Source organism: Luteimonas kalidii, from assembly GCF_029887935.1.
GTDB lineage: Bacteria > Pseudomonadota > Gammaproteobacteria > Xanthomonadales > Xanthomonadaceae > Luteimonas > Luteimonas kalidii.
The window spans coordinates 467,422-489,054 of sequence record NZ_JARXRO010000014.1 but is presented as its reverse complement, the minus strand read 5'-3'; the positions used below and the strand labels follow the sequence as shown (position 1 = coordinate 489,054).

Sequence of the window (21,633 nt, the reverse complement as noted above, 5' to 3'; positions counted from 1 at the left end):
GCTCAGCCGCCCAGCTGCGCCAGCACGTGCTCGGCGCCGGACACCTTGAACTCGCCGGGCGCCTCGACGAACAGCTGCTTCACGATCCCGTCCTCGGCGTACAGCGCGAAGCGCTTGCAGCGCACGCCCATGCCGTAGCCGCTGGCATCCATCTCCAGCCCCAGCGCCCGGGTGAAATCGGCATTGCCGTCGGACAGCATCCGCAGCCCCCTGGGCACGTGCTGGGACTCGCCCCAGGCCTGCATCACGAACGGGTCGTTGACCGCCATGCAGGCCACGTGGATGCCGCGCTCGGCGAATGCGTCGAAGTGCTCGACGAAGCCGGGCAGGTGGCGCTCGGAGCAGGTGGGCGTGAACGCGCCGGGGACCGCGAACAGCACCACCTTGCGGCCCTCGAACAGGGTCGGAGTGTCGATGGCCTGGACGCCGTCGTCGATGTACTTGAGCACGACCTCGGGGATGCGGTCGCCGATCTGGATGGTCATGGGGGTGCTTCCGGCGGAGTGAACGGCCCCCATCGTCGCATGCCGCCGCGGCGGAGGGGTCTTGAAAATCCGCGGGCCGCTCGCACATCGCGGGCATGGCGGCCGCCGTGCCGCCGCAGACACCAGGAGCCAACACATGAGCATCGTCCGTTACCGCCAGCGCCCCACGGAGCTGGCGCTGCATGATGAGATCAAGCAGGTCTTCGACCGTTTCTTCGGCGAGCAGGACACCGACGCCTCGGCCGTGGTCACCGCGCAGTGGGTGCCGCGGGTCGACATCAAGGAGGAAGCGGAGCGCTTCGTCCTGTACGCCGACCTGCCGGGCATCGACCCGCAGGAGATCGAGATCCAGATGGACAAGGGCATCCTCTCGATCAAGGGCGAGCGCAAGAGCGAGTCGACCACCGAGACCGAGCGCTATTCGCGCGTCGAGCGCCGCTACGGCAGCTTCCACCGCCGCTTCGCGCTGCCCGACAGCGCCGATGCCGAGGGCATCTCGGCGGCGGGCCGCAACGGCGTGCTGGAGATCGTGATCCCGAAGAAGCCGGAGACCACCCCGCGCCGGATCCAGGTGGGGGCCGGCACCGCGCACTGACCGTCGCGCGGGTCCACCGTTAGACTGTCGACGGCCCNNNGGGCCGTCGTCTGTGGAGCGACCATGCAGTTCAAGGATTACTACAGCGTGCTCGGCGTGGAGCCCAGTGCGGGCGACGCGGAGATCAAGTCCGCGTACCGCCGGCTGGCGCGCAAGTACCATCCGGACGTGAGCAAGGAGGCCGGCGCCGAGGACCGGTTCAAGGCCGTCAACGAGGCCTACGAGGCGCTGCGCGACCCGGCGCGGCGCAAGGCCTACGACCAGCTGCGCGCCGGCGGATACCGCCCCGGCGACGAGGTGCCGCCGGCCGGGTTCGGAGGCGGTGGCGGCGGTCAGGCGGGCTTCGATTTCGACGAAGTGTTCGCCGGAGGCGGCGCGGGCGGAGGGTTCAGCGACTTCTTCGAAAGCCTGTTCCGCCGGGGCGGCGGCCCGGGCTCGGGTCCGGGCATGCGCGGCGGTCCCCGCGCCGCGGGCATGGGCGCCGGCGACACGCGCGCGCGGCTCGCGGTGTCGCTAGAGAGCGTGCATCGCGGCGACAGCGTGCGCATCGCGATCGACGGCCGTTCGTTCGACGTGCGCATCCCGCGCGGCATCCGCCCCGGTCAGGTGATCCGGCTGGCCGGGCAGGGCAGCCAGGGTGGCGACCTGCTGCTGGAGATCGAGTACGCCGCGCATCCGAAGTTCGAGGTCGACGGCCGCAACATCCTCTACAGCCTGCCGGTCGCGCCCTGGGAGGCCGCGCTGGGCGCGATCGTGAGCGTGCCGACGCTCGGGGGGCAGGTGGAGCTGAAGATTCCCGCCGGCTCCGAGGCCGGGCGCAAGCTGCGCCTGCGCGGACGCGGCCTGCCGGGCACGGGGGGCGCTGCGGCCGGCGACCAGCTGGTCGAACTGGAGATCCAGGCGCCCACGCCGCACGACCTTCGCCAGCGCGAAGCCTACGAGAAGATCCGCGAAGCGTTCGCCGAGGACTGGCGCCGCGAGTGAGCCGGAACGGGCGCCAACCCGCGACGCCCCGGCATCAGCCGGCTTCGGGTTCCGCCGCCGGCGCGCTGCCGTGGCCGATCGTGGACACGATCGCCTCGGTCAGCTCGGATTCGCTGAAGGGCTTGGTGAGATAGCCCTGCGCGCCCTGGCGGATGCCCCAGATGCGGTCGGTTTCCTGGTCCTTGGTGGTCACCAGGATCACCGGGATGTGGCCGGTGGCGGCATCGCGCTTGATGGTGCGCGTGGCCTGGAAGCCGTTGAGGTTGGGCATCACCACGTCCATCAGGATCAGGTCGGGCATGTGCTCCCTGGCGGCGCGCACGCCGGCCGCGCCGTCCTCGGCGGTGACCGCTTCGTGCCCCAGCTTCTCGACGATGCGGCGGATGCCCATCAGCTGCGAGGGTGAGTCATCGACGATCAGGATGCGCGCCATCTGGTTTCCCCTTGCGGACCGCATGGATTGTCGCGCCCCGGCGACGGCTTGCCAACCGGTCCGGCTAGGGGAATGTGACCAGGGTCCTGCCGACCGATCCGCCGGCCAGCATGCCCTGGAACACGTCCGGCAGCCCGTCGAGCGTGGTCTCGCGCGTGCAGATGAGGTCGAGGTGGCGCGGCTTCCAGTCGCTCGCCAGGCGCCGCCAGACCTCGTCGCGGATCTCGCGCGCGGTGCCGGCGGAGGCCACGCCGAGCAGCGAGACGCCGCGGATGATGAAGGGCATGACGGAGGCCGGCAGGTCGGCGCTGGCCGCCAGCCCGGCGCTGGCGACATTGCCGTAGGGCCGCGTTTGCGCCAGCAGGCTGGCGAGCATGGCGCCGCCGACGTTGTCCAGGCCGCCGCCGAAGCGCACGGACTCCAGCGGGCGCGCGGTCGCCAGCGCGTCGCGGCCCAGCACTTCGCTCGCGCCGATCGACTTCAGGTATTCGGCGTGCGCCGGCTTGCCGCTGATCGCATGCACCGTGTAGCCGGCGCGGCTGAAGATGTCGACCGCGAGCGAACCGACGCCGCCGGTCGCGCCAGTGACCGCCAGCGGCCCCAGTGCGGGCGACTGCCGGTTCTCCTGCATCCGCAGCAGAGCGAGCGCAGCGGTGAAGCCTGCGGTGCCCAGGATCATGCTTTCGCGCAGCGACAATCCCATCGGCAGCGGCACCGCCCACTTCGCCTCGACGCGCGCGTACTCCGCATAGCCACCGTCGCGCGTCTCGCTCAGGCCGCTGCCGGTGACCAGCACCTCGTCGCCTTCGCGGAACTTCGGGTCCGCCGACGAAACCACGTGGCCGGCGACGTCGATGCCGCCCACCAGCGGGAATTCGCGCAGGATCCGCCCCTTGCCCGTGCCGGCCAGCGCATCCTTGAAGTTGACCGAGGAATACGCAGTGCGGACCACGATCTCGCCGGGCGACAGCTCGTCGAGCGAGACCTGTTCCAGGCCGCTGCGGTGGCCTTGCGCATCGTGGTGGATGCGGAAGGCGCTGAAGCCGGCGGTGGGATCCATGCATCGCTCCGTGCATCCGGGTGACGCCGGAAGCTTGTCGACGGCATTGTCACACAGCGCGCAGGACCGCACTGCGCCCGCGTCCGCAGATCGCGTGCAGCGCCTGCACGTCATCCGCTTCGCGCCACCTTCGCCGCCGTGTGGCGGAACTCAGCGTGGATCCTTGCGGTGCTTGCGGTCGAGCCACTTGGCCGCGTTCGCCGGCGCGTAGTCCCGCATCCAGGCCAGCATCGCGTCGATGCCGTCGCCATGCCAGAGGTCCGCGCGCTGCGCGGGATGCAGGAACCGCTGGTCGACCATGCGGTCGATCATGGCGATCAACGGCTCGAAGAAGCCGTCGACGTCGAGGAACGCGCAGGGCTTGTCGCCGATACCGAGCTGGCGCCAGGTGAGCATCTCGAACATCTCGTCGAGCGTGCCGAACCCGCCGGGCAGGGCGACGAAGCCGTCGGCGAGGTCGAACATGCGCATCTTGCGCTCGTGCATCGAGCCCACGACTTCGAGCCGGGTGAGTCCGCGATGCGCGACCTCCCAGTTCACCAGCTGTTCGGGGATCACGCCCACCACCTCGCCGCCGCCGGCGAGCACCGCATCGGCGACCACACCCATCAGACCGACATTGCCGCCGCCGTAGACCAGGGTCATGCCCTCGCGCGCGATGCGCTCGCCCAGCGCCATGGCGCGTTCGGCGTAGACCGGCTTGCCGCCGGTGTTGGAGCCGCAGTACACACAGATCGATCGCATGTTCATCGTTCCCCGTTGGTTGCGGTGTCGGAGCCCGGAGCGGGCGCCCCGCAATCCACGGTCTCGACCACGCCACCGCTGTAGCGCATCGAGGTGGTGCGGCGTTCGCCGTCATCGCCCGTGTCGTACCAGAAATCGATGCCGAAGCTGCCCGCGGGTGGATCGCCGCCAGGGCCGGCCGCCGAGTGGCCCGACAGCGTGTTGTCCGGTTCGCGCCCCATGATCGTCATGGCTTCGCGGTAGTTCATGCCCGGCCGCAGCTGCGCGCAGCGGACGTGGGCCGGCGCATCGCTGGCGTCCGGGGCGTTGCGGGTGTCGGCAGCGGGCATGGCGTCGACGGCGGATGCGATCGCGAGCGCGGCGATCAGGAGCAGCCGCGGTTGGCGCGCGTCGGACAGGTCAGTTCGCCTTGTGGATGGCGCGCTTGTCGACCGCCATCGCGGCGTCGTGGATCGCTTCGGACAGCGTCGGGTGCGCATGGCAGATGCGCGCGAGATCATCGGCCGAACCCTTGAACTCCATCGTCAGCACGCCTTCGTGCACCAGCTCCGACACGCCGACGCCCACCAGGTGCATGCCCAGCACGCGGTCGGTCTCGGCATGCGCGATCACCTTGACGAAGCCGGCCGGCTCGCCCATCGCGACCGCGCGGCCGATCGCCGCGAACGGGAAGCTGCCCGCCCTGTACGGCACGCCTTCCTCTTTCAGCTGCTGCTCGGTCCTGCCGACCCAGGCGATCTCGGGCTCGGTATAGATCACCCACGGAATGGTGTCGAAATTGACGTGACCGGGCAGGCCGGCGATCAGTTCGGCGACCGCGATGCCTTCCTCGAACCCCTTGTGCGCGAGCATCGGCCCGCGCACGCAGTCGCCGACCGCCCACACGCCGTCCACTCCGGTATGGCAGTGCTCGTCGACCTCGATCTGGCCACGCTCGGTGAGCTTCACGCCCGAGCCCTCGGCCAGCAGGCCCTTGCTTGCGGCCTTGCGGCCGACGGCGACTAGCAGCCTGTCGACGGTCAGGGTCTGCTCGCCGTCCTTGTCGGCGTAGCTGAGCACCACTTCCTTCTTCTTGCCCTTGCCGGCGACGTCGGCCTTGGACACCTTGGCGCCCAGCTTGATGTCCAGCCCCTGCTTCCTGAACTCCTTCAGCGCGGTCTTCGCGACCTCGGCGTCGGCGGCGGCGAGGAAGTCGGGCAGGGCCTCGAGGATCGTGACCTCGGCGCCCAGGCGCTTCCACACGCTGCCCAGCTCCAGGCCGACGACGCCGGCGCCGATCACGGCGAGGCGCTTGGGAACCTCGGTGAAGTCGAGCGCGCCGACGTTGTCGACGATCGTCTCGCCGTCGAACTTCGCGAACGGCAGTTCGATCGAATCCGAACCCGCCGCGATGATCACGTTGGTGCCGGTCAGTTCGACCTCGTTGCCGTCGTGCTGCTTCACCTTGACCAGCCGGTCGGCATGCAGCGTGGCGAAACCGTAGTAGGGCGTGACCTTGTTCGCCTTGAACAGCATCGCGATGCCGCCGGTGAACTGCTTCACGATCCTGTCCTTGCGGCCGACCATCGCGCCGACGTCGATCTCCGCGTCCTTGAAGCTGATGCCGTGGTCGCCGAACAGGTGACCCATGTTCCAGAACTGGCGCGAGGAGTCGAGCAGCGCCTTGGACGGAATGCAGCCCACGCGCAGGCAGGTGCCGCCGAGCGCCGGCTTGCCGTCCTTGCCCAGCGCCGCGTCGATGCAGGCGACCTTCATGCCGAGCTGTGCGGCGCGGATCGCGGCGTGATAGCCGGCCGGGCCGGCTCCGATGACGACGACGTCGAATTGTTCTGCCATGTCGATTCCTTGCTGATTCCGCCCCGCTTGCGGGGCATTGCGCCCGTCAAGGGTGGAAGGTGCCCGAAGGGCGGATGGGGGAGAGGCGGCGGTGCGCGCCCTCGCCCCAGCCCCCTCCCGCAGACGGGAGAGGACGCGGTTGCCTTACAGCCCCAGCACCATCCGGCCCGGGTTTTCCAGCTGGTTCTTGATGTCGACCAGGAACAGCACCGCGTCCTTGCCGTCGATGATGCGGTGGTCGTAGCTCAGCGCGATGTACATCATCGGCGCGGCGACCACCTTGCCGTCCTCGACGATCGCGCGCTCCTTGATGGCGTGCATGCCCAGGATCGCGGACTGCGGCGGGTTCACGATCGGGGTCGACATCAGCGAGCCGAAGGTGCCGCCGTTGGTGATGGTGAAGGTGCCGCCCTGCAGGTCCTCGAGCTTCAGGCCGCCCTCGCGCGCGGCCTTGGCGTAGTCGCCGATGCCCTGTTCGATGTCGGCGAAGGACATGCGCTCGACGTTGCGCAGCACCGGCGTGACCAGGCCGCGGTCGGTCGAGATCGCCACCGAGATGTCGGCGTAGCCGTGGTAGATGATGTCCTCGCCGTCGACCGAGGCGTTGACGGCGGGGTGGCGCAGCAGGGCATTGGCGGCGGCCTTGGCGAAGAAGCCCATGAAACCGAGCTTGACGCCGGTGTCCTTCTGGAACTGCTCGCCCAGCTCCTTGCGCATCGCCATCACCTTGCCGAGGTTGACCTCGTTGAACGAGGTCAGCATCGCGATGGAGTTCTTGGACTGCATCAGCCGCTCGGCGATGCGCTTGCGGATGCGGGTCATCGGCACGCGTTCCTCCGGCCGTGCGCCGCCGGACACGCCCGCGGTCTTGCCGCTGGCGTAGTTGACCAGGTCTTCCTTGGTCACCGCGCCACGGCGGCCGGTGCCTTCGACCTGCTTCGGGTCGATGCCTTCCTTCGCGGCGGTGAAGCGCGCGCCGGGCGGCAGCTCGTCGCCGCCGTGCACTGGCGCAGGCCTGGTGGACGAGGGCGCTTTGGCGTCGTCCTGTTTCGCGTCCGACTTCGGCTTGACCTCCTCGGCGCCGGCGGCGGGGGCCTTGTCCTTGGCGTCGGCCTTCGCGTCCGCCTTGGCGTCGCCGCCCTTGGGCGCTTCGGCGGCAGCGCCTTCCTCGATGATCGCGATGACCTGCGAACTGGTCACCGTCGCGCCTTCCTCGAACTTGATTTCCTTCAGCACGCCGTCGACGGTCGACGGGACTTCGAGCACGACCTTGTCGGTCTCGAGGTCGACGATGTTCTCGTCGCGCTTGACCGCGTCGCCGGGCTTCTTGTGCCAGCCGGCGATGGTCGCGTCGGAGACGGATTCCGGGAGGACGGGGACTTTGATTTCGGTGGCCATCGGTGCTTCCTGGAACGCGTGAAGGGTTATTCGGCGAATGTCTTGCCGGCGAGCGGGTTGACCAGCGCATCGGCGATCAGCTGCTGCTGCTCGGCGACGTGGTCGTTGAAATGGCCGGCGGCCGGCGAGGGGGAACGCCCGCGGCCGACGTAGTGCAGCTTCTGGCCCTTGGCGAGGCAGGGTTCGAAGTGGTGCTTGATCTGGTACCAGGCGCCCTGGTTCTGCGGCTCTTCCTGGCACCACACCACGTCGGTGGCCTTGGCCAGCCGCTTGAGCTCCGCGGTGAGCTGCGGGCGCGGGAACGGATACAGCTGTTCGATGCGCACCAGCGCCACGTCGTCGATCTTCTGCTTCTGCGCTTCTTCCACCAGGTCGTAGTAGACCTTGCCGGCGCAGACCACCACGCGCCGGGCCCGCTTCGCGTCGGCCGTGGTGTCGGGGATCAGGTGCTGGAAGGTCCCGGTCGCGAGCTCGTCCAGCGTGGACACCGCCAGCTTGTGCCGCAGCAGCGACTTGGGCGTCATCACCACCAGCGGCTTGCGCGTCTTCATCCGCACCTGGCGGCGGATCATGTGGAACGCCTGCGCCGGCGTGGTGGGCACGCAGACCGACATGTTCTCGAGCGCGCACAGCTGCAGGAAGCGCTCCAGACGGGCCGAGCTGTGTTCCGGGCCCTGGCCTTCGTAGCCGTGGGGCAGGAACAGCGCGAGCCCGCACAGGCGCTCCCACTTCGCTTCGCCCGACGAGATGAACTGGTCGATCACGACCTGCGCGCCGTTGGCGAAGTCGCCGAACTGCGCTTCCCAGATGTCGAGCGTGCCGGGTTCGGACGTGGAGTATCCGTACTCGAACGCCATCACCGCCTCCTCGCTGAGCAGCGAGTCGATGATGGTCGCGTCCTCGGGGTTCTTCACCAGCTGCTGCAGCGGGATGTAGTCGATATCGGACTTCTGGTCGTGCAGCACGGCGTGGCGATGGAAGAAGGTGCCGCGGCCGCTGTCCTGTCCGACCAGCCGCAGCCGGTTGCCCTCGTCGAGCACGGTGGCGTAGGCGAGGTTCTCGGCGAAGCCCCAGTCGCCCGGCAATTCGCCGGCCGCCATCTTGCGCCGGTCCTCGTAGATCTTGGCCACGCGGGCGTGCAGCGAGACGTCCTCGGGGATGTCGTTGATCCGCTTGGCCAGCGATGCGAGCTTCCCGGCATCCACCCGGGTGTCGACCTCGTCGGTGAGCTTGCCGGCGAGGTAGGGCTCCCAGTCGATGGTCAGGTCGTAGTCGTCGGGCTTGCTGTCGGCGAGCTCGGTGGTGACCTCGCCGCTGTCGAGCCTGTCGCGATAGGCGTCGACGATGGCCCTGGCCGCGTCGGCGTCGACCACGCCATCGTCGTTCAGCCGGGCGGCGTAGAGCTCGCGCGGCGACTTGTGTTTACGGATGATCTGGTACATCAGCGGCTGGGTGGCCGCCGGCTCGTCGGCCTCGTTGTGGCCGTGGCGCCGGTAGCAGACCAGGTCGATCACCACGTCCTTGCCGAACTGCTGGCGGAAGTCGTAGGCGAGCTCGGCGCAGAATACCACCGCTTCCGGATCGTCGGCGTTCACGTGCAGCACCGGCGCGCCGACCATCTTCGCCACGTCGGTGCAGTACAGCGTCGAGCGCGCGTCCTGGCGGTCGCTGGTGGTGAAACCGACCTGGTTGTTGATCACGATGTGCACGGTGCCGCCGACGGCGAACCCGCGCGCCTGCGACATCTGGAACAGTTCCATGACCACGCCCTGGCCGGCGAACGCGGCGTCGCCGTGCAGGAGCACGGGGATGACCTGCCTGCGCGCCTTGTCGCCGCGCCGGTGCTGGCGCGAGCGCACGCTGCCGACCACCACCGGGTCGACGATCTCCAGGTGCGAGGGATTGAACGCCAGCGCAAGGTGCACCGGGCCGCCGGGCGTCTGCACGTCGGCGCTGAAGCCCATGTGGTACTTCACGTCGCCGGTGTGCACGTCGCTGCCGCCGTTGTGCTCGAACTTGCCCTCGAACTCGTCGAACAGCTTGCGCGGCGACTTGCCGAGGGTGTTGATGAGCACGTTGAGGCGGCCGCGATGGGCCATGCCGATGACGATGTCCTTCACGCCGTCGCTGCCGGCGCGGCGGATCAGGTTGTCGAGCAGGGGGATCAGCGATTCGCCGCCTTCCAGCGAGAACCGCTTCTGGCCGACGTACTTGGTGTGCAGGTAGCGCTCCAGGCCTTCCGCGGCCGAGAGCCGTTCGAGGATGCGGCGCTTGTCGGCGTCCGTGCGGCCGAAGCGCCCGGCGGCGGCTTCGAGGCGTTCGTACATCCAGCGCCGCTGCTCGGCGTGGGAGATGTGCATGAACTCGGCGCCGATCGGCCCGCAGTACGTGGCACGCAGCATCGCGAGCAGGTCGCGCAGGCGCATCTTCGGCGCGCCGCCGAAGGTGCTGGTGTTGCCGCTGGGCGCGGTGCTGAACTCGCGTTCGAGCTCGGCTTCGGACAATCCGTGGAAATCGAGTTCGAGATCGGGGGCGTCCGGCTTCGCGGTCATGTCCAGCGGATCGATGTCCGCATGCAGGTGGCCGCGAGAGCGGTAGGCGGTGATCAGCTTCAGGACCGCACCCTGCTGGCGCGAATCGACGCCGTCGCCAGCCGACGCCGCCATCGTCGCGCCGACGGCGCCGCGCAGCGACCTGGCGGCCTGCGCCACCGCGTCGATGACCACCGAGTGCGGCACGTCTCCGGCCTCGCGGCCCCTGAAGCCGTCGAACCAGGCTTTCCATCTCGGCCCGACACTGTCCGGGGCGACGAGATACTGCTCGTAGAGATCCTCGATGTAGGCGGCGTTGGCGCCGAGCTGGGAGGACTGCGCAAACTGCTTCAGGAGACTGTCCACGTCGGGCGTTTCGGACTCTGGTGGGGAGGCAAGCCGCTGATCCGGAACGGATTTATGGCGTCCGGCGGAGGGCGTGCGGGAAGGGCGGCATTATAGCCGTTGCACATGCGGCGATGCATCATGCTTTGGTCCGGGGCGGGGACCGCGTTGGGGCGGTGGACAGCCCGCGCGCTGTGCTCACAGGCCCAGGGCGCGCAGTTCGCTGCACGGCCGCGCGCGTTCCCAGACCTCGTCGAACGCGCCCGCGAGCTGGCGGGCGCGGCCGCGGGCGTCGTGCCCGGCCTCGCCGTCGAAACGATGCCCCAGGCTGCGGAAGTAGTAGCCACCGGCGTCGTTGGCGATGAAGGCCGACGGATAGGTCCGGTCGACCGGATCGGCCACTTCGCGGAACGCGAACACGCTCGACAGCCGTTGGGCGAGGCCGATCAGCGGCGCGTGCGCGCGCTGGACCGCGGCCGCGTCCTGCAACAGGATGCGCGCCTCGCCGCCGAGCCCCGCCGTGCCGAACCCGCGCAGGGCCTCGACCACGCGCGGATGGTCGTACAGCCCGGGGTCGAGCTCGCGGCTGTAGATCCACAGGCGGCGCCGCGCGGCGGCGACGATCGCGGTGGTGATCGCGACGGCCCCGGCGCGATCCTCGACCGCCAGCGGACGGTCCAGGCGCCGTTCCATCGCCAGGTGTTCGATGCCCGCTTCGACGAAGCGCTCACCCACGGGGGTGAAGCCGTGGCGCTGGTAGAACGCGATCGCGCCGGCCTGGGCATGCAGGGTCACGCGGTCGCGTCCATCCTCGCGCGCCAGCCGCAGCAGCGCGTGCAGCAGGGCGCTGCCCACGCCGCGCCCGCGCCACGCCCGCAGCACCGCCATGCGGCCGATGCGTCCGTCCGGGGCCAGGCGCGCGGTGCCGATGGGCAGGCCCGCGGCGTCGCGCGCGAGCACGTGGCGGCAGCGCGGATCGAGCGCGTCGAGCTCCAGGTCCGCCGGCACCTGCTGTTCCAGCACGAATACGGCCTCCCGCACCGCGCGCAGCGCCTCGAGCGAGCCGGCGTAGTCCACCGCCACCACCTGGAATGGCCCGTCGGGATTCACATCGCGTCCTCCGCGGACAGCCAGCGGTAGTGGCCGGCCCCGAGCAGGTCGTGCACGACGTCGCGGCCGGCCGGCGACAGCGCGCCGTAGAGGACGCCGTCGATGCGGTCGGCGGCGGCGAGCCGGCGTGCGTCGCGCACGGGCAGGGGGTGGTCCTGGCCGGAGACGTACAGCCGCCCGCCGTCTGCGGCGCGACGCCAGGCCATGCGCGAGAACGGATGCCGCCGCAGCACCGCGCCCTGGTGCTGCAGCGACCACTCCAGCTCGATCCGCGCGGGCGGCCCCGCTTCGTCCGCGGCAACCTCGGCATTGCGGTAGCCGGTGATGAAGCGCCCGAACCAGTCGCCCAGGCGATCGGGATCGTTGAAGCGCAGCGTATTGAGCGCCTCCACCACGCGGCGCATGGCCTCGGCGTCGATCTCGTCGGGATCCTTCGCCGGTGCGAGATCCGGGTCCGCGTAGCGCAGCGCCTCGTCCGCCTCCGCGGCCAGGGTGTCGACGTAGTCGCCCATCAGCTCGGCCGCGGACGGTGCGCGCATGCCGATCGAGAACGTCAGGCAGGGATCCTCGGCCACGCCGTGGTGCGGCACGCCGGGCGGCAGGTAGAGCATGTCGCCGGGACCGAGGACCCAGTCGTGGGTGGGGTCGAAGCGGCGCAGCAGGCGCAGCTCGACGTCATCGCGGAAGGCCAGCGGTGGCGCGGGACCGGCGTCGATCTGCCAGCGGCGATGGCCCTGCGCCTGGAGCAGGAACACGTCGTACTGGTCGACGTGGGCGCCGACCGACCCGCCGGTGGCGGCGAAGCTGACCATGATGTCGTCGATGCGCCAGCGCGGCAGGAAGTCGAAGCGCGCCAGGAGGGCGGCGACGTCGGCATCCCACTTGTCCACGTCCTGCACCAGCAGGGTCCAGTCGCGCTCGCCCAGGGTCGGGAACAGCGACTCGGGGAAAGGCCCGTGGCGCAGGTCCCAGGCATCGCGCGCGCGGTCGTGGCGCACCAGGCGCGACAGGGCGACCTCCTCGCAGGCGAGGCCGGCGAGGTCCTCCGGCTCGATCGGCGAGACGAAGCCGGGAAAGGCGTTGCGCACCAGCAGCGGGCGCTTCTGCCAGTACTCGCGCAGGAAGCGTGCCGGGGACATGCCGAGCGGCTGTCCGGCGGCACCATGGACCTCGATCACCGGTGCCATGTTCATCGCGTGGCCGGGACGCCGGCTTCTTCGGCCAGGCGGCGCTCCAGCCGGGCCCGCGCGGCGCGCGCGTAGCCCGCGCACTGGCCGGGTTCGGCCAGCGGTTGCGCGGCATGGGGTCCGATCCGCTCCCACAGTCCGCTCGCCGAGGGATGCGGCGTGACCAGGATGTCGCACTCCAGCGCGGCGACCCGGTCCAGGGTTTCGCGGAAGGCCGCCAGATAGCCCGGGTGCGCATCCTCGTCGCTGTAGCGGAACACGTCGTCGGAGATCGCGGTCAGGCTGTCGGCATACACCACCTGGCGGCAGTCGTCGCCGTCGCAGGACCGCCAGGTCCAGCTGGTGCCGCCGGGCGTATGGCCGGGCGTGGGTACCACGCGCAGTTCCACGTCCCCGGCGCGCACGATCCCGTCGTCCGGCACCAGGCGCACGTCGGCCACCGGCGGGAACGGGTCCAGTACTTCGAGTTGCGGATCGGTGCGATCGCTGCGGCCGCGCCCGAGCGTGGCGACCGCCGCCGCGCGCGCGAAGACCGGGGCGCCGGTGGCGTCCTGCAACGCCGCCAGGCCGCCGGCATGGTCGAAGTGCTCGTGCGAGAGCACGATCGCCTTGACGTCGCCCGGGTCGAAGCCGAGCGTGCGGATGCTGGCCAGGATCAGCGGACCGGCCTCGGGCGTGCCGCCGTCGACCAGCACGTGTCCGCCCTCGGACGTCACCAGCAGCGTGGCGATGCCGCAGGTGCCGACGTACCAGGTGTTGCCGTACAGGCGCAGCGGCTCGGCCGGCTCGTTCCAGCCCGAGTCGTCGGTGCACGGTGCCGGGGGCGTCGCGGCAACCGGCGTCACGGCGGCGTCCGCCGCGTCGGGCGGAGGCGGGGACACACGGGACGCATCGTCCTCGTGCGCACAGGCCGCCAGGGCCAGGACCACGGCGAGGAGGGCAGGACAGCGCATGACCGGACGGCTCACGACGCGATCTCGCCGTAGCCGCGGCCGAGGAACTGCAGCAGGCACCAGCCGTGCCCGAACGGATCGGCGATGCGCACGATCCGGCCCCAGGCCGCCTCGCGCACCTCGCCCTCGCGCGTGGCGCCGGCGGCCAGCGCGCGTTCGAGCGCGGCGTCCAGGTCGTCGACCACCACGTCGACGTGGAGCGGGGTCCAGTGGCGGTCGTAGCTCCGCACCCGTCCTGCGGCGCCCTCGCTGCCCGCGGCTTGCCGCAGCAGGTACACCGGCGCCTGTGCGCCGAGCAGTTCGAGCACGCCATCGCCGAAGCGACGCGCCGGGGCGAGCCCGAAGGCCGCGACGTAGAACGCCTCGGCCTGGCCGAGGTCCGGGACGTCGAGGTTGAGCAGCAGCTGCACTCAGGCCTCCGAAGCCAGCTTCGCCGCCAGGCCGGTGTAGTCGCCCGGCGCCATCGCCAGCAGCCGTCGCTTGTCGTCGGCCGGCAGTTCCAGCGATTCGATGAACCGCCGCATCGACTGCTCGGTGATGCCCTGGCCGCGCGTCAGCGACTTGAGCTGCTCGTAGGGATTGGGCAGGCCGTGGCGGCGCATGACCGTCTGCACCGCTTCGGCCAGCACTTCCCAGGCGGCGTCGAGATCGGCGGCGAGCCGCTCGTGGTTCGGACTGAGCTTGCCCAGGCCGCGGAGCAGCGCGTCGACGCCGATGAGCGCATGGCCGAAGGCGGTGCCGAGCGCGCGCAGCACGGTCGAGTCGGTCAGGTCGCGCTGCCAGCGGCTGACCGGCAGCTTGGCGGCGAAATGCTCGAACAGCGCGTTGGCGATGCCGAAGTTGCCTTCGGCGTTCTCGAAATCGATCGGGTTGACCTTGTGCGGCATGGTCGAACTGCCGACCTCGCCGGCCACCACCGCCTGGCGGAAGTAGCCCAGCGAGATATAGCCCCAGACGTCGCGGCACAGGTCGATCGCGATCGTGCCGATGCGCTTGTGCACGTCGCACAGCTCGGCGACGTAGTCGTGCGGCTCGATCTGGGTGGTGTGGGGGTTGAACTCGATCCCGAGCGATTCGACGAAGCGGCGCGCGAACGCGGGCCAGTCCACGCCCGGGTAGCTGGCCACGTGCGCGTTGTAGTTGCCCACTGCGCCGTTGATCTTGCCGCTGATCGCCACTGCCGCGAGCTGCTCGCCCTGGCGCTGGAGCCGCGCCACCACGTTGGCGATCTCCTTGCCCACCGTGGTCGGCGACGCGCTCTGGCCGTGGGTGCGTGAGAGCATCGGCAGCGCGGCATGGGCGTGCGCGAGCTGGCGCAACGTCGCGAGCAGGGCATCGAGCCGCGGCAGCAGGACTTCCTGCCGGGCCTGGCCGAGCATCAGGGCATGGGCGAGGTTGTTGATGTCCTCGCTGGTGCAGGCGAAATGCACGAACTCCAGCGCCTGCGAGAGCCCCGCCTCGTCCTTCAGGCGCTCCTTGATGAAGTACTCCACCGCCTTGACGTCGTGGTTGGTGGTCCGCTCGATCTCCTTGATGCGGGCCGCGTCGGTGACCGAGAACTCCTTCCACAGCGCCTGCAGCGTCGCCATCTGGGCCGCGTCGAACGCCGGCAGCTCGGGGATGCCCGGCTCGGCGGCCAGCGCCAGCAGCCATTCGATCTCGACCCGCACCCGCGCATGGATCAGGCCGTACTCGGAGAAGATCGGCCGCAGCGCGTCGACCTTGGCGGCGTAGCGGCCGTCGAGCGGCGAGAGGGCGAGCAGGGTGGCGTCTTGCGGGGCGTTGGCGGTCATGCGGCGGGTGGCGGACACGGGCGGAACGCCCATTCTAGTGGCTGCGCGTCGCCCGCGTCGGGACGCGGCCAGGTGCCGGGGCCGCAGTGCGGCCGCCGATCCGCCCGGGCGACGGCGACACGTCGCATGCGGGCGCTCACGTATGCTCGCCGGATCGCCGGCGCTGGGGTCGGCCACGCACATTCGGGAGGCCGGATCGATGGCCAGGTCGAAGACACGTCCCGCCGACGCGGACCACCGCATCGAGCACGACAGCATGGGCGAACTGCAGGTGCCCGCCGGCGCCCTGTGGGGCGCGCAGACGCAGCGTGCGATCGAGAATTTCCCGGTCTCCGGACAGGTCATGCCGCGCGGCTTCATCCGCGCGCTGGGCCTGGTCAAGGCCGCCGCGGCGGGCGTGAACGGCGGGCTCGGCCTGCTGCCGGAGGCCACTGCCGCCGCGATCCGGGCCGCGGCGCTGGAAGTGGCGGATGGTCGCCACGACGACCAGTTTCCGGTCGACGTCTACCAGACCGGTTCGGGCACCTCGTCGAACATGAACGCCAACGAGGTCATCGCGACGCTCGCCTCGCGCCGGGGTCGCAAGGTCCACCCCAACGACCACGTCAACCTGGGCCAGAGTTCGAACGACGTGGTGCCCACCGCGATCCGGGTCTCGGCGCAACTGGCGACGGTCGAGGACCTGCTGCCGGCGCTGCGCCACCTGCGCAAGACCATCGATCTGCGCGCCCGCGGGCTGGGCAAGGTGGTCAAGACCGGACGCACCCATCTGATGGACGCGATGCCGATGACCCTGGCGCAGGAGTTCGGCGCGTGGTCCTCGCAACTGCGGTCGGCGGAGGCGCGGATCGGGGACGCGCTGGCGCGGCTGCGCCGGCTGCCGATCGGCGGCACCGCGATCGGCACCGGGATCAACGCCCATCCGCAGTTCGGCGCGAAGATGGCGCGCGAGCTCTCGCGCCTGGCCGGCACCCGCTTCGATGCCGCGGCGGACCGCTTCGAGGGCATCGCCTCGCAGGACGACGCTGTGGAGCTGTCGGGCCAGCTCAACGCGCTGGCCGTGGCCCTGATCAAGATCGCCAACGACCTGCGCTGGATGAATTCCGGGCCGCTCGCGGGCCTGGGCGAGATCGCGCTGCCCGCGCTGCAGCCTGGCAGCTCGATCATGCCGGGCAAGGTCAACCCGGTGATCCCGGAGGCTGCGGTGATGGTGGGTGCGCAGGTGATCGGCCACCACGCCGCGATCACGATCGCCGGGCAGAGCGGCAACTTCCAGCTCAACGTGGCGCTGCCGTTGATCGCGACCAACCTGCTCGATTCCCTGCGGCTGCTGGCGAACATCAGCCGGTTGCTCGCTGACCGCGCGATCGCCGGGCTGGAGGTGCGCCGCGACACCATCGTCGCCGCGCTCGACCGCAACCCGATCCTGGTCACGGCCCTCAATCCGGTGATCGGCTACGAGCGCGCCGCCGCGATCGCCAAGCGCGCCTATCGCGAACAGCGGCCGGTGTACGAGGTGGCGCTGGAGGACAGCGGGCTGGGCGCGGACGAGTTGCGCAGGTTGCTGGATCCGGTCGCACTCACGCGCGGCGGGATTCCGGCCGGCGGGAGTGGCGGCGGAGGCGGTTGATCGCGAGGCTGGCGCACGCATGGAGGATGTGCGCCGCAGCGAAAAGCGCGCTTGGCGCGATGCTGGGCGGCCCGGGATGGAGGTCGCGCGCGGGCGCGTCGCGGCGCAGCCCGTGCGCCCACGCTGCTCGACAGCGCAGGGCGCACGTCTGGTGGACGTCAGCGCTTGCGCGGAAGCTCGACCCTGCCGGCGACGTCGCTGTGGTCGACATCGCCGCTGCCGATCGAATCGACCCGCAGGTCGCCGCCGACGCGATGCGCATCGAGGTCGCCCGAGCCGACCGAGCCGAGCGACACGCTTCCGGTCACGTCGGCCAGCTCGGCATCGCCCGACCCGATCGAGCGGATGGCGACATCGCCACCCGCGCCGCGCAGGGTGAAATCACCCGAGCCGATGCTGCCGACCTCCACCTCGCCGCGCACGTTCGCCGCTTCGAGATCGCCGGAGCCGATCGACAGCACGTGCAGGGCGCCGGCGTCGTCCACCTCGACATCGCCCGAGCCGACCTTGGCCGTGACCCGCCCGGAGGTGCGCAGCACCTCGACGTCGCCGGAGCCGACATCGGTGCTGGCCGCCGAGGCACCGGTGACGCGCGCATCCCCCGAGCCCACCTGGAGCTGGACCAGCACGTCGGCGGGCACACTCGCGTCCAGGATCATGTAGGCGTAGCGATTGCCGAGCGAGAGGCCGCTCCAGTTGCTGTCGTGCGCGAGCCGGACCACCAGCTTGTCGCCATCGCGACGCGAGTCGAGCGTCAGCGCGTCCAGCCGGCCCTCGTCCGAGGCGCAGGCCCGGCCCTCGACCCTGCCGGTGGGCGTCGGACTGGCGTCGATCCGCAGGGTGTGCGGGCCGACATCGAACATCACCGTGCGCACCCCGCCGAAATCCAGGTCCAGGCTGCGCGGCGCCGAATGCCGGCAGTTCTCGGCCAGGGCCGGGGCGGAGGCCGTGGCGAGCAGGAGGACGGCAAGGGCGGTATGGCGGGTCATGGGGTGCTCCGTTCGAGGCATTGGCCTGATTGGATGCGGCGACGACGCAAAAGGTTGAAGCGACGGCGCGCGAGGTCGGTGCTCAGCGGGTCGGGTCCGCGGTGGCAGCCGCTCGGGAGGCGGCGTCTGCGGCGGCATCGTCGCGCGCGGACGCTGCGGCCGCATCGGCCTCCGCGGCGGCATCCAGTTCGCCGTCCGGGGAATCCTGCGCGGTGGCGGTGGCGGTGGCGGTGGCGGTGCCGTCGTGGTCGCCGTCGCGGCAGTCGTCGATGTCGCCCGCGTCCATCCGTGCGTAGGGCTCGAACTCCGGGACCGCAGCCGCCAGGGCCTCCTGTGTCGCCAGCAGGCGCGGGAGCAGGTCGCACAGCTGCATGGCGGCGACCTCCAGCTGCGCGGCTTCCGCTTCGATCCGCTGCTCCATCTGTTCGGTGTCGCCGCGCAGCAGGCTTCCGATGGCATCACCCGCCGCCTTCATCCCGAGGTCCGCGCCGCGCACGCCCAGATCCATGCCGGCTTCGGCGACGTCGAGCATCGCGTCCCGGTAGTCGCGCGCCAGTGTCCGTGCCGCGTCGTCCATGGCGACTGCGTTACCGGACACCCGCAGTTCGCCTTCGGGCGTGATCGACGCAGGCGGCAGGTCGTCCGTCTTGCGATGGACGCGCCTGCCGTTGACGCGGACGTCGTAATCGCCGTTGAGGCTCAGATCGCCTTCGCGCAGTTCCTGGCGCGCCTCGTCCAGGGCGCGCGCCACGGTGCGGCCGAGGGCCGTGGTCGGCGCGGGTGCGGCAGCGGCTGCGTCAGCGCTTCCGGAAGCCGCCGGATCCGGATCGGGCTCGCGCCCGCAGGCGGCGACCAGGGGCAATGCGATGAGCAGGGCGAGGGTGCCGATGGCTTTCATGCGGAACTCCTGGGCGTGGCGGTGATGGTGGGCGTCGGGCGGTGTGGCGCTACATGTGTGGAGACGTCATCCGCGCGGTGGATGTGTCGGCGGTGGGCCGAGCGGGGCAGGTTCTGGGGACAGTGCCGGCTGTGGAGCCCCTGTGGTGCCTTGTATTGCGGAGATGCTTGGCTTCGGCCGACCTGGGCATCCTTGACCCGCCGTCCGAGGGGCCGCGGACGGTGTGGCCTTTAGAGCGTGCGTAGCGCCGTCCGTGGCGGCACCTCGGGGCTCCGGGTCGATCCGGCCCGGCCATCCATGGCCGGTCGTTCGGCCGCGATGCGAAGCGATGCTTCGCAAGCATCGCGGCCTCACCCCTCATCCCGCCAGCGGCGCAGGCGGATGGCGCCGAAGATCATCGCTGCGCCCGCTGCCGCGCCGATCCACAGGTTGGTACTGGCCAGGTTGCGGTACACGCCGACCGGATTGAGCACGTTGCGCGCGGCGCCGGGCACGTCGAAGTCCACGTTCTGCAGATACTCCAGGTCCAGGAACGTCATCGGGAACACGCTGGTCAGCATCCGCAGCACGATGTTCTTGAAGAACGGCCAGGTGACGTCGTCGTAGACACCCAGGAACTCCAGCCAGGCGACGAAGATGCCGGCGAACAGCGGGATCATGATCGCCCAGAGGAACGGCTTGCTCCGGGCCCAGGACGAGCACAGCATCAACCAGCCCACCGTCGGCAGCGCCCACAGCGCGTAGACCGGGATCACCGCCAGGTACTGCAGCGACAGCACCAGCGGGCTGGCCGGTCCCCACAGCAGGGTGACCGGGTTTCCGCCGTAGACCATCGCCACCACGCTGATGAGCAGCAGGAAGCCGAACAGGGTCACGATCGCGGCGAGCGTGGCCAGCAGCGGGGCGACCAGGATCGCGCTCGCCACCTTCGACAGCACGGTCGAGGTATCCGACAGCGGCAGCGATTTCCAGAACAGCACGCTGCGGTCCTTGCGCTCGTCGTACAGCGCGCCGAGGCAGTAGAAGAACATCACGAACGCCAGCACGATGAACGGCCAGCTCGAGGCCAGGAACAGGGTCACGTCGATCCCGTCGCCCAGCCGCGCCAGCTCCTCGTGGCCCAGCTGCGAGGTCAGCATGCCCAGGTCCATGCCGTTGATCTGGATCGAGGTGCCGTCGTCCAGCGAGATGTGCGCATCGCTCGGCAGTTTTCCGCGCGCCGCCACCATGGCCAGCACCATGCCCATCGCGGAGAGCAGCAGCGAGATGCCGCCGGCGACCAGCGGCGCCCACAGGAAGCCACCCTTGTGCTCCCAGAACTCGCGCCTGAGCAGCCAGCCGAAGCGATGCGCCGGATGGACATGCGCTGCAGCGGCCGGACGCGGGGCCTCGGTCGGGGTATCGGCAACGGCGTTCATGCGTAGGTTCCTTTCATCGTGGCGACGAACAGATCGGCCAGGCCCGGGGTGCGGGTTTCGCCGTAACCGGCGAGCGCGGAGGACGGCACGCCGTCGAACAGCATCACCGTCTTGCCGAAGGGCAGGGCACGCTCGTCGATCGGCCCCAGCTGCCGCGCGGCCTCGGCGAGGTCGGCGTTGACCAGCACCTCGGTGAAGCGCTCGCCGACGTCCTCCATCGGCGCGTCCAGCACCACCCTGCCGTCGCGGATGAACATCACGTCGGTGAGGATGTGTTCGATCTCCTCGACCTGGTGGGTGGTGATGACGATGGTCTTCTGCTCGTCGAAGTAGTCCTCCAGCAGGCGCTGGTAGAACTGCTTGCGGTAGAGGATGTCCAGGCCCAGGGTGGGTTCGTCGAGCACCAGCAGCTTCGCGTCGATCGCCATCACCAGCGCCAGGTGCAACTGCACGATCATGCCCTTGGACATCTCGCGCACCCGCTGCTTCGGCTTGAGCTGGGTGTTGGCCAGGAAGCGTTCGCAGCGGGCGCGGTCGAAGCGCGGATGCACGCCGGCGACGAAGTCGATCGCCTCGCGCACCCGGATCCAGCGCGGCAGCACCGCCACGTCGGCGATGAAACACACGTCCTTCATCAGTTCGTCGCGCTCGGTGCGCGGATCGCGTCCGAGCACGCTCAGTTCGCCGTCGAATGGGATCAGCCCCAGCATCGCCTTGAGCGCGGTGGTCTTGCCGGCGCCGTTGGGACCGATCAGGCCCACGATGCGGCCGGCGTCGATCTTGAAGCTGGCGCTGTCGAGCGCGAGCTTGTTCTTGTAGGCTTTGCGCAGGCCATGCGCATTGACCACCCGCAGGTTATCGGCCACCGCGTTCATCGAACGCCTCCGTTGGTCTGCGGCTGCATCAGTTCCTCCAGCGCCAGGCCCAGGCGCTGGATGCGCTCGAGCACCAGCGGCCATTCCTCGCGCAGGAAGCGCTCGCGTTCGTTGAGCAGGAGTTTCTTCGCGGCTTCTTCGGTGACGTACATGCCCAGGCCCCTTCGTTTTTCGACCAGCGACTCGTCCGCCAGCTCCTGGTAGGCGCGCGAGACGGTGATCGGATTGAGTTGGTATTCGGCGGCGACCTGGCGCACAGACGGCAGCGCGTCGCCCGGTTTGAGGACCCCGTCCAGCATCATCGCGATCACGCGTTCTTTCAGCTGGCGGTAGATCGGAGCGCCATCGCTCCACTGGATGTTGGTCATG

At 70.2% G+C, this 21,633-nt stretch carries 21 protein-coding genes; 3 read left to right on the top strand and 18 right to left on the bottom strand.

The features are described 5' to 3' along the window. Nucleotides 1–2: 2 nt before the first annotated feature. A complete protein-coding gene (locus tag QFW81_RS07740; protein WP_280578118.1) occupies nt 3–485 on the bottom strand; it encodes a peroxiredoxin in 483 nt (160 codons plus the stop codon). Nucleotides 486–621: 136 nt separating this feature from the next. On the opposite strand from QFW81_RS07740, the gene QFW81_RS07735 reads away from it, so the two are divergent. Both QFW81_RS07735 and QFW81_RS07730 read left to right on the top strand, forming a co-directional pair. Beyond that, nucleotides 622–1,080, top strand: coding sequence for an Hsp20/alpha crystallin family protein (locus QFW81_RS07735; RefSeq protein ID WP_280578117.1), 459 nt, complete (start codon nt 622–624; stop codon nt 1,078–1,080). A 63-nt stretch (nt 1,081–1,143) separates the two neighbouring features. After that, complete coding sequence (locus QFW81_RS07730) at nt 1,144–2,064, top strand: DnaJ C-terminal domain-containing protein (protein WP_280578115.1); 921 nt, start codon at nt 1,144–1,146, stop codon at nt 2,062–2,064. 34 nt (nt 2,065–2,098) lie between these two features. Here QFW81_RS07730 and pilH read toward each other — a convergent pair whose 3' ends face one another. The 12 genes from pilH to purB all read right to left on the bottom strand — a co-directional run bounded on the left by pilH (nt 2,099) and on the right by purB (nt 15,454). Beyond that, a complete protein-coding gene (pilH, locus tag QFW81_RS07725) occupies nt 2,099–2,497 on the bottom strand; it encodes a twitching motility response regulator PilH (RefSeq protein WP_280578114.1) in 399 nt (132 codons plus the stop codon). 64 nt (nt 2,498–2,561) lie between these two features. Then, nucleotides 2,562–3,557, bottom strand: coding sequence for a YhdH/YhfP family quinone oxidoreductase (locus QFW81_RS07720; RefSeq protein WP_280578113.1), 996 nt, complete (start codon nt 3,555–3,557; stop codon nt 2,562–2,564). A 150-nt stretch (nt 3,558–3,707) separates the two neighbouring features. Then, nucleotides 3,708–4,301: an LOG family protein gene (locus QFW81_RS07715; RefSeq protein WP_280578112.1), complete on the bottom strand. Its 594-nt coding sequence runs from the start codon at nt 4,299–4,301 to the stop codon at nt 3,708–3,710. A 2-nt stretch (nt 4,302–4,303) separates the two neighbouring features. Beyond that, entirely contained in the window at nt 4,304–4,630 is a 327-nt protein-coding gene (locus tag QFW81_RS07710; protein WP_280578111.1) for a hypothetical protein, read from the bottom strand. A 70-nt stretch (nt 4,631–4,700) separates the two neighbouring features. Continuing rightward, entirely contained in the window at nt 4,701–6,137 is a 1,437-nt protein-coding gene (gene lpdA / locus QFW81_RS07705; protein WP_280578110.1) for a dihydrolipoyl dehydrogenase, read from the bottom strand. A gap of 144 nt (nt 6,138–6,281) precedes the next feature. Beyond that, the gene (gene sucB / locus QFW81_RS07700) at nt 6,282–7,535 is read right to left on the bottom strand and encodes a dihydrolipoyllysine-residue succinyltransferase (protein ID WP_280578108.1); all 1,254 of its coding nucleotides are present in this window, start codon (nt 7,533–7,535) and stop codon (nt 6,282–6,284) included. 26 nt (nt 7,536–7,561) lie between these two features. Further along, nucleotides 7,562–10,432, bottom strand: coding sequence for a 2-oxoglutarate dehydrogenase E1 component (locus QFW81_RS07695; protein ID WP_280578107.1), 2,871 nt, complete (start codon nt 10,430–10,432; stop codon nt 7,562–7,564). Nucleotides 10,433–10,609: 177 nt separating this feature from the next. Beyond that, nucleotides 10,610–11,521 (bottom strand): GNAT family N-acetyltransferase, encoded by a 912-nt coding sequence (locus tag QFW81_RS07690; protein WP_280578103.1) that lies wholly within the window; start codon nt 11,519–11,521, stop codon nt 10,610–10,612. Beyond that, nucleotides 11,518–12,714 carry a ribosomal protein uL16 3-hydroxylase gene (locus tag QFW81_RS07685; protein WP_280578102.1) on the bottom strand — a complete coding sequence of 399 codons (1,197 nt, stop codon included), beginning with the start codon at nt 12,712–12,714 and terminating at the stop codon, nt 11,518–11,520. The genes QFW81_RS07690 and QFW81_RS07685 overlap by 4 nt, the downstream gene beginning before the upstream one ends. Then, nucleotides 12,711–13,553 carry a subclass B3 metallo-beta-lactamase gene (bla, locus tag QFW81_RS07680; RefSeq protein ID WP_280578101.1) on the bottom strand — a complete coding sequence of 281 codons (843 nt, stop codon included), beginning with the start codon at nt 13,551–13,553 and terminating at the stop codon, nt 12,711–12,713. Before bla ends, QFW81_RS07685 begins: the two co-directional genes overlap by 4 nt. A gap of 119 nt (nt 13,554–13,672) precedes the next feature. After that, nucleotides 13,673–14,071 carry a VOC family protein gene (locus QFW81_RS07675; RefSeq protein ID WP_280578100.1) on the bottom strand — a complete coding sequence of 133 codons (399 nt, stop codon included), beginning with the start codon at nt 14,069–14,071 and terminating at the stop codon, nt 13,673–13,675. Continuing rightward, a complete protein-coding gene (gene purB / locus QFW81_RS07670; protein WP_280578354.1) occupies nt 14,072–15,454 on the bottom strand; it encodes an adenylosuccinate lyase in 1,383 nt (460 codons plus the stop codon). A 199-nt stretch (nt 15,455–15,653) separates the two neighbouring features. Between purB and QFW81_RS07665 the strand changes: the two genes are divergently transcribed. After that, nucleotides 15,654–17,084, top strand: a complete 1,431-nt coding sequence (locus QFW81_RS07665; protein WP_280578099.1) for a class II fumarate hydratase — start codon at nt 15,654–15,656, stop codon at nt 17,082–17,084. 158 nt (nt 17,085–17,242) lie between these two features. Here the strand turns inward: QFW81_RS07665 and QFW81_RS07660 are convergent, their stop codons facing one another. The 5 genes from QFW81_RS07660 to QFW81_RS07640 form a co-directional block, all read right to left on the bottom strand. After that, nucleotides 17,243–18,073 (bottom strand): DUF4097 family beta strand repeat-containing protein, encoded by an 831-nt coding sequence (locus QFW81_RS07660; RefSeq protein ID WP_280578098.1) that lies wholly within the window; start codon nt 18,071–18,073, stop codon nt 17,243–17,245. 82 nt (nt 18,074–18,155) lie between these two features. Further along, nucleotides 18,156–18,971 carry a YggN family protein gene (locus QFW81_RS07655; protein WP_280578097.1) on the bottom strand — a complete coding sequence of 272 codons (816 nt, stop codon included), beginning with the start codon at nt 18,969–18,971 and terminating at the stop codon, nt 18,156–18,158. Between the two features lie 350 nt (nt 18,972–19,321). Continuing rightward, nucleotides 19,322–20,389, bottom strand: a complete 1,068-nt coding sequence (locus QFW81_RS07650) for a hypothetical protein (protein ID WP_280578096.1) — start codon at nt 20,387–20,389, stop codon at nt 19,322–19,324. Further along, the gene (locus QFW81_RS07645) at nt 20,386–21,264 is read right to left on the bottom strand and encodes an ABC transporter ATP-binding protein (protein WP_280578095.1); all 879 of its coding nucleotides are present in this window, start codon (nt 21,262–21,264) and stop codon (nt 20,386–20,388) included. Before QFW81_RS07645 ends, QFW81_RS07650 begins: the two co-directional genes overlap by 4 nt. Continuing rightward, nucleotides 21,261–21,632 carry a GntR family transcriptional regulator gene (locus QFW81_RS07640; RefSeq protein ID WP_280578094.1) on the bottom strand — a complete coding sequence of 124 codons (372 nt, stop codon included), beginning with the start codon at nt 21,630–21,632 and terminating at the stop codon, nt 21,261–21,263. Before QFW81_RS07640 ends, QFW81_RS07645 begins: the two co-directional genes overlap by 4 nt. Nucleotide 21,633: the final 1 nt, after the last annotated feature.